Origin of the sequence: uncultured Campylobacter sp., assembly GCF_938017775.1 — a bacterium.
Classification (GTDB): Bacteria; Campylobacterota; Campylobacteria; order Campylobacterales; family Campylobacteraceae; genus Campylobacter_B.
On the sequence record NZ_CALIIU010000033.1, the window covers coordinates 59427 to 75214 of the forward strand.

Sequence of the window (15788 nt, forward strand, 5' to 3'; positions counted from 1 at the left end):
AAACGAATTTTGATAAAGCAAACATTCGCTACGCCGTAAATTTAAAATTTAGCTCGTAAATCTATCCGTGCATTCACTCCGCGGCAGTTTAGAAAATGAAATTTTGCGCAGCATGAATATCGTCCCGCGCCGCACTAAATAAATTTAAAATTCCGATATATGCTAAATTTAGCCCATATTCGAGCCGTATCAAAACTCAAAATTTTAAAATTCGAGGCTTAGAATTTCGCGCGAAATCAAGCGCAAAATTCCCCGCGCAGTTTCGCGCGCAAAGGTCGCAAAATTTAGAAATTTTAACCAAACTTTCGCTATCATCACGGCTTAAATTTTCACCCAAAGGAAACCGATGTTTGAATGGATCGCCTCACCCGAGGCATGGATCAGCCTGGCGACGCTCACGGGGCTTGAGATCGTGCTTGGCATCGACAATATCATCTTTATCGCGATTTTATGCGGCAGATTACCCGAGGCGCAGCGCGGACGTGCCCGTATAATGGGGCTCGCGCTTGCGATGTTCACGCGCATACTGCTGCTTCTAAGCCTAAGCTGGATCATGGGGCTAACTAAGCCGCTATTTAGCGTGCTTGCGCGCGATTTTAGCGGACGCGATCTCGTGCTGATCGGCGGCGGATTGTTTCTACTCGTCAAATCCACGCTCGAGATCCACTCCAGCGCCACGGGCGAGGCACACGAGCATAGCGCTAGCAGCGGCAAGGCAAGCTTCGGCGGCACGCTCGTGCAGATCGCCGTTTTGGACATCATCTTTTCGCTCGACAGCGTCATCACTGCCGTGGGCATGGCGCAGCACCTGCCCGTGATGATCCTCGCAGTCGTCATCGCCGTGGGTGTGATGATGCTCGCTAGCGGCGCGATCGCGTGCTTCGTGGACGCAAACCCGACGATCAAAATTTTAGCGCTTGCGTTTTTGATCCTAGTGGGCGTCTCGCTGATCGCCGACGGCCTGGGCTTTCACATACCTAAGGGCTACATCTACTTCTCGATGGCGTTTTCGCTGCTGGTGGAGCTCATCAATATTCAGATCCGCAAAAAATCCGCCGCGAAATAGGAGGAGCGGAATTTTGCGAGATCTGAAAGGCGCGCATGGGGTTTTCTAAATTTCTTTCGCCGCGGCAGATCAAGCTTGCTCACGGCACGGCTCGAAATTTCAAGCTTGAGCCCGCGACTGCAGGCACGGCGAAATTTAGCTTTACGCTTGAGGGTTTGCACTTTGCGGGAAATTTGGACTTAAAGCGCGACGGACTTTATCTGTCGATACGCGAGGGCGACGAGCTGGCGGTGATATACGAGGCTTCAAGCTCAAATTCCAGCCGCGAAGCTTCGAGGAGCTTAAATTCCGATCGCGAGGCTTCAAGCGGCGCCGATTTAAATGGCGAAAATTCCGCAGGGCATTTAAACTGCGAAATTCCAAGCGACCGCGCTTCCGCCGCTGCAAGTTCAGACTGCGACTGCGACGCACATAGCGATACGGCGACAAGTGCACGCCAAAATTCTACAGTATCTGATTTATCGGACAAAGATCGCCGCGGCATAAGCTCCGCCGCTTTAGGTTTTATCCGCAAATATTTAAGCGGCTTCCTCTCTTTAAATTCTACCCGCGAGGAGCACGGCGCCCAGGCAAACTCCGCCGCATCTCCGCTAGACTTTGTCAATCTAAGCCTGGGCGCGCAGCGCTGGAAGGACGCCGGTAGCACGGCACTCGCCGCGATATTCGCAGCCTTCGGCGTAGCGCTAGCCGCGATGAGCATCTACTGCATAATCTTCATCTTTGATGCAAGGGCTCCTGTGGGACTGCTAGCCCTGCTCATCCTCGCGCCTTTTGCGTATTGCAGCTTCAAGTTTATGCGAAGAGACTGGCGCGCCGCGAAGTTCGGACGCATATTTGCGGCTCTCGCGCACTCCAAAGAGCCCAAGCGAAGCGGCGAAGCGGAGGGCTATGCTAGCGGCGTGCGCGTGCTGCAAAGTGGCGACGTTTATTACTATGGCTTCGCGCTGGACGGAGTATATTTATCGGGCGATAGTAAGCTGCAGATCGTTTCCGACGGGATACTCACAGATCAAAATTTAGCGGAGCTTGCGGACGGCGAAAATTGCATGAAATTTAAGAATTTAGACGCAGAAAATTCCACAAATTCTGCGAGCGTTAAGAATTTTGCGAAATCAGCAAATTCCGCAAGTTTTGTAAATTCTGCCAACGCAGCAAATTCTATAAACTCCGTCCACTCCGCCGAAGCCGCGGCACCCGCCAAGGCGAAGGACGCCTCGCAGAGCTTTGAGCTACAAAACGGCGATATTCTTCGCGCCCGCTACAAAGACTACCGCGTAAGCGGGATTTGGAATCAAAGCCGCAGCAGCGAGCTCGGCGATACGCGCAGCGGACTTCGGCGCGCAGCGGATTTTATCGCGGGCGTGGCGCTACAAATAGGTCTGCGTCTAGGCGGCGCGCTCGCGCTGACGTGGCTCGGCGATCACATAGGCGGCTCCTTCGGCAACGCCCTAAGCTTCATCGGATTTTTGCTGCTGCTTAGCCTTATGCTTTGAAAGGCGAATTTCAAACGGCAGCCTCGCGGAATTTTGCAACTTCAAGGAATTTCAAATTTCGCAATTTCACAGAATTCCGCAGCGAGCGGATTTGTATTTTAAATTTCAAGGCTTTGGGATCGTAAATTTAAAAGCGCGGCAAAATTTCAAATTTCAGGCGCGTAAAACTTCGGCCGCGGAATTTTAAAATTCTAAATTTTAAAGCGTAGAATTTCAAGATGCGGATTTTAATTTCAGAATTTTAAATTTTGCGGTGCGGAATTCCTCAGCGTGGATTAAAATTTTAAATTTCAAAACGCGCGGGATTTTAAGGCGCGCAAAATTCCAAAGCGCGAAATTCATGAAATTCAAAAGCGGAATTTCAAAATTTCAAATTTTACGGCGCGTGAGGTCGCAGCACAGAGCGCGAAACTATAATGCGCGAGGCTGTGACACGCAAAGCTGCGGCAAGCCGTGCGCTAGCTCCAAATTCTTTCGTTTAGTTTTAGATTTTTTACGAGCGCCAAAAAGTGCGAAAGCTCGCGCTTGATTAGCGCGGCAGGGTCGCGGCACAGCACGCTTTCGTCGATGTCCGGCTCGAAATTATCGCGCCCTGTATTTACGAAAATATAAATTTTGCTATCCAAAAAGCTAAGGCTAACGGGCGCGGCTACGGTACCTGCGAAGCGCAAGAGCCTCCGCATAAAGGCGGGTGTTAGAATATACATCGCGCTCGTCGCGTCCGCGGAATACACGGCAAAGGCGGCGTTAAACTCCGCATCGTCCATATCTATCTTTTTTAGCCCGCCTGTGTTCGGCGCGCCGGTGCGAGCGGGAAAAATCAGGGTTTTGGCACTTATGCGTTTGTTAAATTCCGCGTAGAAAAAGGTGCCGAGGATTTCACTTTCCAAAATTCTATTAAACAATTTCACATCGCAAAATGCAAACCTCACGCCGTCATAAACGCCCGAGACCCTGTCGTTGCCGCCTAGATATCTGTCTAGTCGAAAAAAGAGCCCGGAGAGCTTGAGTTTGGCGGGATCGATACTGCCTTCAATATCGTATCGATAGCCGAACGCCTTGAAATAAGGCATTAGATAGTGCTCTTTAAAAGCGCGCCGAAATTTTATCGAATAATCTCGTTTGAAGACTCTAAATAATACGAATAAGCTCGAAGCAGCCAAGATTAAAATTATAATCGCGAGTAAGATATATTTGGAAATCGTGGGACGATTTTGTAAATCGTTTAGAAATAGGCTCATAGCAAAAAGGCAGGCAGCATAGATTATCTTAGCTTTTATGGAGCTTTCATCGCACAAAACGGCTACTATAAGAACAACCGCGAATAATCCGATAAGAGACAACAAATCTACCATCTCTCCTCCGTCGCGTAGCTTGTATAACAAAAACGCGCCGTAGCCGAGCATGCACGCCGCCGCTAAGATCGTATTTCTTTTCGCCTTATATAAAAGCCCCAGCCTGATCTGCTCCAGCTCGCTTGCGCTCATTTTGCCCCTTCTAAATTTGAGATGGATTATGACGCTTGCGGGCTTTAAATTTGCTTACGAACGGCGCCGGAATTTTAAAATTTAGACTTGGATAAATTTGCGATTAAATTTAGCGGCGGATCGTCTAAATGTAGCGAAGGCGGAATCTTGGTAGAAGTTTAAGCGGCACGAAATTTTAAAAATTCCGTGCCATAAGAGAGATAAAATTTTACGGGCGCGCTTTAAATTCGCTATAAAATTTCACTGCGCCGAGTCGTAAAATTTCGCGAAACAAACGCCGTAGTTTATGCCGCAAAATTTACGAGCGCCTGAGCGAATGTCGCGAAATTTACGGACGCCCGCGCCGCAAAGAGCACAGCGCGGACGCCGCTAGCAAAATTTAGATTTTTCTATAAGGCGCCTGACCTACTTCGTAGAAATTGTTGCCCTCGCTGTCGATCGCTACGATAGCAGGGAAATCCTCGACGGTAAGTCGCGCGACCGCCTCGGGGCCGAGCTCGGGGTAGGCTAGCACTTCGTATTTTTTAATACTTTGGCTAATCAGCGCGCCCGCGCCGCCGATAGCGACCATATAGACGCAGCCCGATTTTTTCATCGCTTCAACTACGGCGTCGCTGCGGTAGCCCTTGCCGATCATACCGTTGATGCCTACTTCGTTTATCATCGTAGGAGTATATTTATCCATGCGTCCGCTAGTCGTAGGTCCTGCAGCACCGATTGCCTGACCGGGTTTGGCGGGGGTCGGCCCCAAATAGTATATCGTCTCGCCGGCCAAGCTTACGGGTAGCTTCTCGCCGCGAGCGAGGGTTTCGGTTAGAGCCTTGTGCGCGGCGTCGCGAGCTGCGATGATGGTGCCGCTGATTAGGACGTTATCGCCCGCCTTTAGGCTTTTTACTACGCTTTTATCGAAAGGTGCGGTAATTCTTTTAACTTCTGACATGATTTCCTCCTTATAGTTCGGCGTCGGCATGGCGAGCCGCGTGGCAGTTGATATTAACAGCGACCGGAAGCCCTGCTATGTGGGTCGGATACCACTCTACATTTACCTTAACGGCGGTATTTATGCCGCCCAAGCCCTGCGGACCGACGCCCGTAGCGCGCGCCATCTCCAGCAGCTCATCCTCTAGCTTGGCGTAGCGCTCGTCGGGATTTCTGCTATCGATCGAACGAACCGCGGCTTGCTTGGCTAAAAGCGCCGCCTTATCCATCGTGCCGCCGACACCGACGCCAACGACCATCGGAGGACAGGCGTTAGGACCAGCGTATTTAACCGCCTCTAAAAATACCTTTTTTACCCCCTCGATACCGTCTGCGGGAACGAGCATTTTTAGTACGGATTTGTTTTCGCTGCCAAAGCCCTTTGGGGCCACTTTGATCTTAAGCTTGTCGCCTGGGACGATGCGGGTATTGATGACCGCAGGGGTATTGTTTGTAGTGTTTTTGCGCTCAAAAAGCGGCTCTGCGACCACGGATTTACGCAGATAGCCGCCTACGTAGCCGTCCGCGACGCCTGCGTTGATAGCGTCCTCCAGATATCCGCCCTCGATATGCACATCCTGACCGAGTTCGACAAAAACCACCGTCATACCGGTATCTTGGCAGATCGGCGCGACCTCTTTTGCCGCCAAATCGGCATTTTGCAAGAGCTTGCCTAAGATATCTTTGCCGATGGGCGAAGTCTCATTCTCGCGCGCTTTCTCAAATGCCGCGCGCATATCTGGCGTGACGTGATAACAGGCTTTTTTGCAAAGCTCGCTGACTACTTTGGTAATTTCATCCGCTTGGATCGTTTTCATGATCTCTCCTTGTATTGAAATTTTAATGGATTATATTCCGTTAAACTAAAAACTTAGTTTAAAATTTTATCTTCATTTAATAAATTTTAACAAAAGGCTAGAAAATAAGCGGTTTTTAATCTTTTTATAATAAAATACCACTTTTCGAATTATCAAATACTAAAAATTTTGCGAAGAAATTTTAAAATCAAGGAAACCTATGAAAAAGAAAACTCTTGTGCTGCTAGTGGGCGCTTGTGTGCTTATAGGAATGATACTTTCTCTTGGGATTGCGGAGATGGTTCATCTTACAGGTACCGATAAATTCTGCGTATCCTGTCATACGATGCAGCCGATGGCAAACGCATTTCACAACGATGTTCACGGCGGCAATAACCCGCAAGGCTTCAAGGCCGATTGCGTCGCCTGTCACGTTTCTCATGAAAATACCTTTATGTATCTTTGGACTAAAGCTCTAACCTCCGCAAATGATGTCTACAAAACGGTCTTTACCGATGCCGATAAGATCGACTGGCAAGAAAAACGCAAGGAGCGAAATCATTTCGTTTATGAAAGCGGCTGTCTAAGCTGCCATCGAAATTTAAAAGAGCAGAATAACCAAGTAAATAAAGCCTGGCTCGCACATAGGGATTATTTCGCGGGCACTACCGGCAAAACCTGCGTGCAGTGCCACGAAAACGTCGGCCACAAAAATATGGGTATAGAGATCGCCAAATATTGGGATAAATACAACCGAGAAAATAACAAAACCAAGTAAAGGAGAAGCAATGCTAAAAAAAGTCGCTATTTTAATAGCCTGTATCGCATCGTTTGCATTCGCAGAAATGCCCGCGCAGCATGCGAATATGTCCGCGTCGGACGCGAACGTAAGCAATTCCGTAAACGTTAGTCTTACGAAGAATTTAAAGGTAAATAGGCAGCTTACGCCGCTAGCTAGACGCTGTGTCGAGTGCCATGCCGAAAAAACTCCGGGCGTCGTTGCGGATTGGAAGATGAGCCGCCACGCTCACGTAGGCGTTAGCTGTACCGACTGCCACTCGCAGCCAGCAGATAGCCCTATGGCAGCTAAAGAGCCGCATCCGAAAGACACAGATAATCATATTTCGGTGCTAGTTAGCCCAAAAACCTGTGCTAAATGTCATAGTAACGAGGTTAAAGAGTTTGAGAACAGCGGCCACGCAAGAGGTGCTATGCAAATGCAAGCCAACAAAGGAATGGTTGATCTAATGTATCACTACGAAGGACGTGATATCCCTGATCTTAAACATGCGCCTGATATTACCGGTTGCTCTCAATGCCACGGTAGCGTCGTTAAAATGGATGAGCATAACAAGCCTACCAAAGAGACCTGGCCCGTTTACGGCATTGGTACGGTTTATCCGGACGGTAGCGTAGGCGGATGCAAATCATGCCACTCGGGTCATAAATTTTCGATCGCCGAAGCTCGTAAGCCTGCCGCTTGCGCATCTTGCCACTTAGGACCTGATCATCCGGATATCGAAATTTACAACAACTCAATGCACGGACACGTATTTAACGCTGAAGGCAATGAGTGGAAATTCGATAGCGCTCCTGGTACTTGGGCGGTTCCTGACTACCGCGCTCCTACATGTGCAACCTGCCATATGAGCGGCGGTGTGGGCGATCTAAACTCCACTCACAACGTATCTCAACGCTTGAAGTGGAATTTGTGGCAGCCTAAGAGTAATCTACGAACCGGCGGTAATGAGACCGCAGTAAGCGAGTTTTTAAATACCGGCAAACTAAATGTCGGCAATCCTTTGGCGGGTAACCTAAACGGTCCTGAGGCAGCGCGTGCCGAGATGAAGCAAGTCTGCAAAGAGTGCCACGCAAGCACCCACACGAATAATTTCTTTGAGGTGGGCGATAAGCAGGTACTTCTATATAACGTTTACAACGACGAAGCGACTAAGATGCTAAAAGAGCTTAAGGAAAAGAAACTTCTAAAAGACGATCCTTGGGCGGATGCGTTCCAGCGTATTTATTACACTTCGTGGCATCACGAGGGTCGCAGAATGCGCCAAGGCGCGCTAATGGGCGGACCTGATTATTCGCATTGGCACGGCGTATTTGAGGTCAAAAACGACATTAGAGAGATGCGCGAAATCTACGAGCGCCGCATCAAAACTGGTAAGATCGAGGAATAATTCTTCTTAGTCTGCTAAATTCTGCCGGACTAAACAGATCAAGCTTGTAAGCCCCTGCACTTCGCAGGGGCCTTTTTGTTTGGATAAAATTTTGGAATTTTATTTTGTAATCCGCAAAGCCCATCGAAAATCGCCCCTAAAAGCCACTACAAAATCACTATCTAATTATTTAAGATTATTGAGAATTTATGACGGAAGTAGCTGATAAATTAGAGTAAATTTATCTCTTTGCAATCCAAAATTAGCTACAATCGCGCATATCATTTAAAAGGAATTTTATGGATAAGCAAACGGCATTAGACTTTTTGAGACTTCATCAGCCGATGCCTGCGCAGCTTTCGGATCAGCTCGCGGCAGAGTTTCGCGCGGTACGGGAGTTTTTGCGTGATAATCCCTGCGACGAGGCGCTTGAGCCGCTTTTGCGCTCGCTAAACGAGGGCGACGGCGCAGGTGAATATCCACTCGTGGACGAGGTATTGGGCGCGGCGGACGATGCTGCTGCGGTAGCTGCGCTTAGAGCGGTCTTAGAAGATCCGAGCACGGGCAGCGGAGCGCGATTTTGGGCGACGCTTTTTAGCGTGAGCTTCGTCCGTAAGGAGCTCATCGCAAGCCTGGAGACATCGCTTAAATACGCAAACGATGATTTGATCGAGCTTACAAAGGAACAGATCGAAATGTTTAAGCAGCTGACGTAAAGCTAGCTGCTTAACTTATGGTTGCGCCTTACTCGCCAGATTGCGCTGCTACAAAGCAAATCCAAATTTATAAAAATCGGCTTAATCGAAGGCTGCTTTTAAATTTTAAAATTTTGCGGTCGCTTAAAATTTTTAGAGGCGGCGATCAAGCAGGCGGCGCGCTTTATTTTCTATGCGCTGTGGCAGGCGCCCTGTGCGCGGAATTTCTATCGGCAAAGATATAGCGTCACCGCTAAGTGCGAGCGGCGCAGGCTCCGAGAGATATGTGCCTAGGGAGGGTAGAAATTTCACGGCATCGTTTGAAGTAAAATTTTAAATCTGCGGGCTCAGGATAGAATTCAAGCCGTCATAGTAAAGCAGAATTTAATATGCGGCGAGCACGACGCTGAAATTTTAAGCTTGCGTCGCGCAGTGGTGAGATTTCGCTCGGTGCAATCCGTACGAAATTTTAAACTGTAAAAATAAAGCAAAATTTTTAATACGTGGCTTTTGAGACGAAATTTTAAGTAATGAGTTTGAAGCGGAATTTTAAGGTATGAGTTAGAGACTATAAACTCGCACCGTAGGTAGAGGATACCGCGTCTTTTTTTGCTCTGAGAACTCCTACCGCACGGCAAAGAATTTTGCGCCATTTGCACTACAGCTACGGACCTCGACCACGCAGTGAGCAAGGCTGCGCTATGCGACTAAGGATACTGCACTATTTTGCAAGCGATCTTGTAGCGAGATTAGATTATGAGTCTCGGCGTGCGGCATAGGAATTTGGGAGGGTGTGATCCGCGTGGGATTATACGGCGCAGATTTTGCGCCCCCATCTGCACTGCTAAAAATTCTACCGAGCGGAGTTGAGATCTAGAAATTTTGCAGTGGCACAAAATTGCCTAGCGCGGATTTTGAGCTTGCGCGAAATTTCGCACCGGCTAGCATTCAAGAAGCGTAAAATTTAAAATCGCATATCGCTTTAAAATTTTAAACTTATGAAATTCGACCTGCGCTTACTTTTAAATCCTAATTCCGCGTCATGTTTGGCGATGAAATTTTAAAATTTATCGCGCCAAGAGCAGCTCGATCAATCGGCGAGCGCAGCTAAAAACAAGATAGATAATAAAATGCATCGGCGCGCGTGAAGCGGAGCTAAATTTAAACTGCTGGCTAAAATTTTAAAGCGCAGCCTAGACCGCTCTGCGGGCGCTCGATCTTGGCTTTAAAATAGTTAAATTTAGCACTAGCGTCTGCGGGGGCTTCGGCTACCTGATTTTTGCGGTGCCGAAGCAAAGTCCGTTTTCGTTGCACTGCATATTTTCGATTTGCGGATCCTCGCTTTCGCCGCAAATTTGGATCATCTGATGCGACGCCTCGTCCATTTTAGGCTCGCTACAATGCGAAACGCCTGGCTTTGGATGCTCAGAATTGGAGCAAGCGCATATAAATAGCGCTACGCAGGCGAATAAAAGAGCATTTTTCATTTTAAATCCTTTTAAAAAAATTTCATAATTTTATCTTTGTAAAACTGAAATTTTGCGGAATTTAAAGCGTTTCGGATAAATTTAAGGCATCTGCTTTTGCAAATATAAATTTTCTAAATTTCGCGTTAGATACAAGGAGGGCAGCGTGCGAGGCGAGATTAAAAATTTAATATTTGCGGGCGAGCTTTAAGACGCAGCCCAAATCGTTTTATGGAAAGATAAGATTAAAGGTGCACTTAATCTTATCTATTGTTTTAAAATTTTTTACCGAAAGCCGCTAGAATTGCGCCCTTTAAACCAAAATAAGGAGAAAACATGGCAATGACGAATTACATGGAACTTTTGATGGCAAATCAGCCGTGGAATTTGATTTTATTTATGGCGGTGCCGATGGGCTTAGCAGAAGCGATAGTAGCGAGCGAATTTTTTAGCTTGTACCGCTCGCAGAAGGGCTCTTTGGCGCTAAAAATCAATAGATGCCTTAGTATCATTCTCGGCGCTTATTTTACGATATTAATCATTTACGTAGCGATTAAAATTTTACCCGTCATTCATTTACGTGGTGCTGCGGACGCCTTAGCTTTGGCGGCATACGTAGCGGCGGCGCTGCCTGCGCTAGTGCTGCTACTTTTGGAACTCGGAGTTATCGCAAAAGGAGCGGAATTTAGAGCTAGGCTTAAATTTCATTTCTTGGCGCTGATTGTATTTTTGGTGCTAGGACACGTCGCGATGATTTTTGGAATGACCGATCCAGGTGTGAGTGGCATGGATCATTCTATGATGGATCATGGCTCGATGAGTGGGATGAGCCACGATATGGGTTCGATGGAGGGGATGGATCATTCGCATATGGATCATGGCTCGATGGAGAACATGGATCACGGTGGCATGGATCACTCAAAGATGGAGCAGTCACATTAACTTTAGCATGCCCGGCTTGGGCTAAATTTTAAATTCTATTCCGCCGAGCTGCGGAGTTGATAGATCTTTATGATTTGATTGCCTTTTGTCTACAAAATGCATATGCAAGCCCCTCTAAAATAGAATTTTACCGCCTTTCATATGTTGCCTGCGAGGCGGTAAAATTTAATATCAAGCTTATCGTCCCGCCTTTTTATGTTCTTGTGATATTTTTATCCAACTTATGCAGGCGCAAAGCTCGCACATAGGCGGTTGCAGGTTTAAATTTGCGTGCAAACCGCTTTGGTATATTTTTTAACGTTAGTTTAATGCTAAATTTATATAATCTAAGTCTAGTTATATTTTAAGAGACGATTAAGAATGAAATGCACTAAGCTTGGAGGCGGATAGAGTATGCAAGATTACGAATTATTGGACGTTTTGTCCAATAAAAGGGTGCTTTGCCTGGAGGATGAGCCCGGGATTTTAAAAAATATAACCGAATCGCTGCAGCTATTTTTCGGCGAAGTAGTGGGGGTTAAGGACGGGCTGGAGGCGCTTGATGAGGCGATGAGCGGCTCATACGACGCTCTAGTTTTTGATATCGGCGTGCCGCATATGGACGGGCTAGAGGTCGTTAAAAAGATCCGTGCTGCTGGTATCTCGGTGCCGATCGTGATACTTTCGAGCCACACCGAGCAGGAGTATCTGTGGCGGGCGGTGGAGCTTAAGATCACTAGGTATCTGCCTAAGCCGTACGATAAAAACGCCTTTATAAAGGCGCTGCAAGACGTCGCTGCGGAGCTGATAAATCACGCGCCGATATTTAGCATAAGCAGTGAGTTGAAGTATGATTTTGCCAAAAAGATCATCTACGTAGAAGACAGCGCCTGTCATCTTTCTAAAAGCGAGAGCAAGCTTTTGGAGTACTTCTTAGCGCGCAAAAATCAAACCGTAACCTACGAGCAGCTATTTGATTATATGTGGGAGTTCGAGCAGCCCAGCAAGGAGGCGATCAAAGCGATCGTCAAAGAGCTGCGCCGCAAGATCGGCAAGGACGTGATCAAAAATTTATATGCGGTGGGGTATCTCTTTGAAGTATAAATTTAAATTTATCGTAGCGGTTTTCGTGCTGCTATATATCGTAATTACGGCGTTGGTTTTTAACTTCTACCGCGAGCTTGCGCTGAAAGACACGAGGCGCGAGGCGTTTTATATCCTAGATACGATGAACGCGGTGCGCGATTACGTCTCGACCGTGCAGCGCCCGCTAATAAACGAGCTTAAAGAAAAAAAGCTTCTAAGCGAGGACTTTTTCGATCCGAGGCTGATGTCCTCGACCTACATAACGCGCGAAATTTATAAAATTCAGCTCGCCAAAAATCACATTAACTACGACTACAAGCTTGTCGCCACCGAACCACTCAATCCCGAACACGCTGGAAGCGAGTTTGAGAATGAAATTTTAGAGGGCTTTAAAGAAAATAGATACAAAGAATACTCCAGAGTCATCTATGATAAAGGTGGCGCCTCGTATCTTTTGAGCCTGCCGATAACAAACTCCCAGCCTTCGTGCACCGAATGCCACAGCATCAACGCAGCGCCTAAAAAGATGCAAGAGCTCTACGGAGACGTGGGGAATTTTAAAGGCAGTCTAGGCGATACGATCGCGATGATAAGCTTTAAAATTCCGATAAAAAGCATTCTGCTCTATCACACCAAAGAGTTTGTCGTTAGCGGCCTAAGCTTGCTTGTAGTGTTTTTGATCTGCATATTTTGTATCTATAAAATTCACAAAAAAAACGAGACCTTAAAGATGCAAACTCAGCTTTTACTGATAAATCAAAGCCGTCTCGCGCTCATGGGCGAGATGATCGGCAATATCTCGCACCAGTGGCGCCAGCCGCTATCGCAGATCAGCTCCACGCTCATAAATTTAGAGCTTTACAACGAGCGGGGCAAGCTCTCAAAAGAAAGGCTCGAGGGCGGCATCAGGGACGCGGGCGAGCAGGTGAAATTTATGAGCGATACGATCGAGGATTTTAAAAATTTCTTCAATCCGAACATGCCGAAGAAAGAATTTAGCGCCAGCGAGGCGATTGAACAGGCGCGTAAAATTTTAAACGCCTCGCTTAAAAAGCATGTCATCGACATAAGCGTACGGGTAGAAGAAAATTTTACGCTTTACGGCAACGTAAACGAGCTCATCCAGGTGCTAATAAACATCATAAACAACGCAAAGGAAGCGTTTTTGGACGTACCGCTTAAACGGCGCGAGATTAAAATTCACTCGTTTTTAAAGCAGGGCGAGCGGGTAATCACGATCGAAAATAACGCAAGCCGCATCGACGAAGCGCAGTTAGATAAAATTTTTGAGCCGCACTTTACGACAAAACAGCAGGGCAGCGGGCTAGGGCTATATATGAGCAAGATGATAATCGAAAAAAACGGAGGGAGCATAAGCGCTGCAAATTCCGACGAAGGCGCGATATTTACGATATCTTTTCGTTAAATTTAGACTTCATTAAATTTCTCCCTTTTTCGCCCTTTTTTGTTGGTATTATTTCAATCGTAAAACTTTGCTAATTTAAAAATTTGATTTTCAAAGGAGGAGCCATGAAAAAATGGAATAAGATGCTACTAGGCGCGCTCGCCTGTATTAGCATTTTTGCCGCAGGAGCCTGTGCTGATGAAGGCATGGGGCATGAGATGGAAATGTCGCAAAAATCGCGCGACGTCATCGCAAATCCTAAGGGCACGTTGCAAAGCAGAGGCGTCATATCCTTGCAGGACTACGTCGTAGAAGAGCGAGAGATGTATGACTGGCTATTTAAAAATCACCCGATTTTTACCAAATACGGCGGCAAGACGGTCGGTAAGATGGATGTGCACGACCGAGGTTTGGAGTGGCTTGCGGAAGGGCATGGATTTGACTTTTCAAAGGCGAGTAAAAGAGACGACGGCAAGGGCTATAGCTCTATGATGTATAGAATCCCTGCGGGCTCTTCTTTGCAATTTCCGAATAAATTCATAGGTCCTGAAAAATGCGGCGAGTGCCACCCTGCGCAGTATGAGACATGGAGCAGATCGCGCCACGCCACTACTATCCGCTTCCCGGGCGAGCACCCGGAGGTTAATAACAACCTAACCGATCCTGTATTTAGCCCAGATACGGCGTCGATCCTTCCAAAAGGCATTACCCCTGACGTAATTTATGCGACTGTGGGGCATCTAAGGACAAAATTCGGCTACGTAGATGCATGGCTTCTACGCGGAACCTATCACGTAGAGGGTGGCTTGCTAAGAGATGGTACCGGTCAGATCGTAGCCGGCGGCAACCAATTCCAAAGGACTTGGGCGTTAAATTTAGACGATGAGACGGTCAAAAAGATCAAAAAGATAGTTCCGGAATTCCCGGGCACGCTTGAGGAATACGGCGATAACGGCGGTTACGTAAGAGGTCTTGCGTCGTATGCTGCGAAATACAAAAAATCGATGTTTTTCCAAGCAAACAGCTCGTACTGCGAAGTCTGCCACCCATTCAAATTCGATTTTAAAACTAAGAAAGAATTTTACGCCGCTTTGGGTAACGCAAAAGAGCTTCAAAAGCACACTATCTCCAAGGGTATCACCTGTGAAGAGTGCCATGGAGCGGGCGGTCACCTTGACGGCGCTACAAATTTTAGAACCTCAAACTGCGAACGCTGCCACCAAAGATTTAACTATAGCCCTGATTTAGCTCGTGCTAATCCGCTAAACAACGGAAATCCCGATCTATCTCTTAGCTCTAAATTTAAATCTATGGGACCAGGATGTGGCTCTGAAGGCTCTCAGTCCTACTTTACCGCTCACTACGAGAAGGGTATGCGCTGCGTAACCTGCCACGATCCGCACGATAACACTGGACCGGTAGTTGGCGATAAAACCGTCAAGGGCGTAAATTACAACTCCGAGCAGGGCTATTTGAGCGCGTTTTATACAAAGCCTAAGATCACAAAAGAGTGCAAAGACTGCCACCAAGAGCAAGCTTATATCGCTGCAAGAGCCGATACGCATAAAGACAACACCTGCGCATCTTGCCACATGCCGTTTATGATGAGCTGCGAGAACTTCTATGCTATTCAGTTCCAAGACAACGCGGGATTTGATACTCAAAGAAGATCTCACATCTGGAAGATCGACATTGATCCTGCTAGAAAATCTCTAGTCGCAGGCGATGCCGCTAAAGGTCCAAGAGATGCGAAAGATTGGCACTTCCAAAGAAATAAAGATGGACGAAATTTCGTCGATCTTATGTGGTCGTGCGCACGAACATCTTGGGCGGATAAAGATATGCAAGATACCAAAGGCTGCCATAGTCCTGTCGTTTCCGAGCTAAAAGAGACGCTTCACTTCAAGAACCAAAAACAGGTTTACGATGAGGTTATGGGCTGGCAAACTCCAATTAAGAGCGACTTCTCGCAGGTTAAGATCGGTATTCAAGGAATTTATTCTATCCTTGAGACCAAAAAGCTTAACTCCAGCGATAAAACTCGCGTTTACGAGCTGATCGAAAAAGCTCAAGACACCGTCGATCTTATCGAAAAAGACGGCTCATGGGGTATGCACGGCTTTAAATATACTAAGCAAAGGCTAGAAGCCGCTAAAGAGTATATCAAAGAGGCTCAAAGAATTCTAAATAATAATTTATAATTCTTTCGGGGTCGCGTAAGCTCGC

General features: G+C 47.1%; 14 protein-coding genes. 9 read left to right on the plus strand and 5 right to left on the minus strand.

Translation table 11 applies throughout. The annotated features are described in order from the left end of the window. The first annotated feature begins 346 nt into the window (after positions 1-346). Together Q0537_RS05005 and Q0537_RS05010 are read left to right on the plus strand one after the other, a co-directional pair. Positions 347-1066 carry a TerC family protein gene (locus Q0537_RS05005; RefSeq protein ID WP_299225606.1) on the plus strand — a complete coding sequence of 240 codons (720 nt, stop codon included), beginning with the start codon at positions 347-349 and terminating at the stop codon, positions 1064-1066. A 35-nt stretch (positions 1067-1101) separates the two neighbouring features. Next, on the plus strand, positions 1102-2559 hold the full coding sequence (locus tag Q0537_RS05010) for a hypothetical protein (protein ID WP_299225607.1): 1458 nt from the start codon (positions 1102-1104) through the stop codon (positions 2557-2559). 458 nt (positions 2560-3017) lie between these two features. On the opposite strand, the gene Q0537_RS05015 is transcribed toward Q0537_RS05010, so the two are convergent. From Q0537_RS05015 to Q0537_RS05025, 3 genes are all read right to left on the minus strand, one after another. Beyond that, a complete protein-coding gene (locus Q0537_RS05015; protein WP_299225608.1) occupies positions 3018-4046 on the minus strand; it encodes a DUF3137 domain-containing protein in 1029 nt (342 codons plus the stop codon). A gap of 379 nt (positions 4047-4425) precedes the next feature. Continuing rightward, entirely contained in the window at positions 4426-4986 is a 561-nt protein-coding gene (locus tag Q0537_RS05020) for a Fe-S-containing hydro-lyase (RefSeq protein WP_177389396.1), read from the minus strand. A 10-nt stretch (positions 4987-4996) separates the two neighbouring features. After that, entirely contained in the window at positions 4997-5842 is an 846-nt protein-coding gene (locus Q0537_RS05025) for a fumarate hydratase (protein ID WP_299225610.1), read from the minus strand. A gap of 199 nt (positions 5843-6041) precedes the next feature. Between Q0537_RS05025 and Q0537_RS05030 the strand changes: the two genes are divergently transcribed. From Q0537_RS05030 to Q0537_RS05040, 3 genes are all read left to right on the plus strand, one after another. Continuing rightward, positions 6042-6599 carry a NapC/NirT family cytochrome c gene (locus tag Q0537_RS05030; RefSeq protein ID WP_298053896.1) on the plus strand — a complete coding sequence of 186 codons (558 nt, stop codon included), beginning with the start codon at positions 6042-6044 and terminating at the stop codon, positions 6597-6599. A 10-nt stretch (positions 6600-6609) separates the two neighbouring features. Further along, positions 6610-8010: a multiheme c-type cytochrome gene (locus tag Q0537_RS05035; protein ID WP_299225612.1), complete on the plus strand. Its 1401-nt coding sequence runs from the start codon at positions 6610-6612 to the stop codon at positions 8008-8010. Positions 8011-8288: 278 nt separating this feature from the next. Then, complete coding sequence (locus tag Q0537_RS05040; RefSeq protein WP_297918349.1) at positions 8289-8705, plus strand: hypothetical protein; 417 nt, start codon at positions 8289-8291, stop codon at positions 8703-8705. A gap of 132 nt (positions 8706-8837) precedes the next feature. Here Q0537_RS05040 and Q0537_RS05045 read toward each other — a convergent pair whose 3' ends face one another. Further along, positions 8838-8996, minus strand: coding sequence for a hypothetical protein (locus Q0537_RS05045; RefSeq protein WP_299225614.1), 159 nt, complete (start codon positions 8994-8996; stop codon positions 8838-8840). Between the two features lie 956 nt (positions 8997-9952). Further along, complete coding sequence (locus Q0537_RS05050) at positions 9953-10171, minus strand: hypothetical protein (protein ID WP_299225616.1); 219 nt, start codon at positions 10169-10171, stop codon at positions 9953-9955. 321 nt (positions 10172-10492) lie between these two features. Here Q0537_RS05050 and Q0537_RS05055 point away from each other — a divergent pair, with 321 nt between their 5' ends. From Q0537_RS05055 to Q0537_RS05070, 4 genes are all read left to right on the plus strand, one after another. Then, positions 10493-11092 (plus strand): DUF6803 family protein, encoded by a 600-nt coding sequence (locus Q0537_RS05055; protein ID WP_299225617.1) that lies wholly within the window; start codon positions 10493-10495, stop codon positions 11090-11092. A gap of 393 nt (positions 11093-11485) precedes the next feature. Next, positions 11486-12175, plus strand: coding sequence for a response regulator transcription factor (locus Q0537_RS05060; protein ID WP_299225618.1), 690 nt, complete (start codon positions 11486-11488; stop codon positions 12173-12175). Further along, complete coding sequence (locus Q0537_RS05065) at positions 12165-13583, plus strand: DUF3365 domain-containing protein (RefSeq protein WP_299225640.1); 1419 nt, start codon at positions 12165-12167, stop codon at positions 13581-13583. Before Q0537_RS05060 ends, Q0537_RS05065 begins: the two co-directional genes overlap by 11 nt. Positions 13584-13687: 104 nt before the next feature. Further along, complete coding sequence (locus tag Q0537_RS05070) at positions 13688-15763, plus strand: cytochrome C (protein ID WP_291940175.1); 2076 nt, start codon at positions 13688-13690, stop codon at positions 15761-15763. Positions 15764-15788: the final 25 nt, after the last annotated feature.

What these genes read in the sequence shown, in the direction of transcription:
- Q0537_RS05040 (WP_297918349.1), top strand. Translation starts at nt 8,289, where the DNA reads ATGGATAAGCAAACGGCATTAGACTTTTTGAGACTTCATCAGCCGATG.
- Q0537_RS05035 (WP_299225612.1), top strand. Translation starts at nt 6,610, where the DNA reads ATGCTAAAAAAAGTCGCTATTTTAATAGCCTGTATCGCATCGTTTGCA.
- Q0537_RS05010 (WP_299225607.1), top strand. Translation starts at nt 1,102, where the DNA reads ATGGGGTTTTCTAAATTTCTTTCGCCGCGGCAGATCAAGCTTGCTCAC.
- Q0537_RS05020 (WP_177389396.1), bottom strand. Translation starts at nt 4,986, where the DNA reads ATGTCAGAAGTTAAAAGAATTACCGCACCTTTCGATAAAAGCGTAGTA.
- Q0537_RS05030 (WP_298053896.1), top strand. Translation starts at nt 6,042, where the DNA reads ATGAAAAAGAAAACTCTTGTGCTGCTAGTGGGCGCTTGTGTGCTTATA.
- Q0537_RS05050 (WP_299225616.1), bottom strand. Translation starts at nt 10,171, where the DNA reads ATGAAAAATGCTCTTTTATTCGCCTGCGTAGCGCTATTTATATGCGCT.
- Q0537_RS05070 (WP_291940175.1), top strand. Translation starts at nt 13,688, where the DNA reads ATGAAAAAATGGAATAAGATGCTACTAGGCGCGCTCGCCTGTATTAGC.
- Q0537_RS05025 (WP_299225610.1), bottom strand. Translation starts at nt 5,842, where the DNA reads ATGAAAACGATCCAAGCGGATGAAATTACCAAAGTAGTCAGCGAGCTT.
- Q0537_RS05055 (WP_299225617.1), top strand. Translation starts at nt 10,493, where the DNA reads ATGACGAATTACATGGAACTTTTGATGGCAAATCAGCCGTGGAATTTG.
- Q0537_RS05060 (WP_299225618.1), top strand. Translation starts at nt 11,486, where the DNA reads ATGCAAGATTACGAATTATTGGACGTTTTGTCCAATAAAAGGGTGCTT.
- Q0537_RS05005 (WP_299225606.1), top strand. Translation starts at nt 347, where the DNA reads ATGTTTGAATGGATCGCCTCACCCGAGGCATGGATCAGCCTGGCGACG.
- Q0537_RS05015 (WP_299225608.1), bottom strand. Translation starts at nt 4,046, where the DNA reads ATGAGCGCAAGCGAGCTGGAGCAGATCAGGCTGGGGCTTTTATATAAG.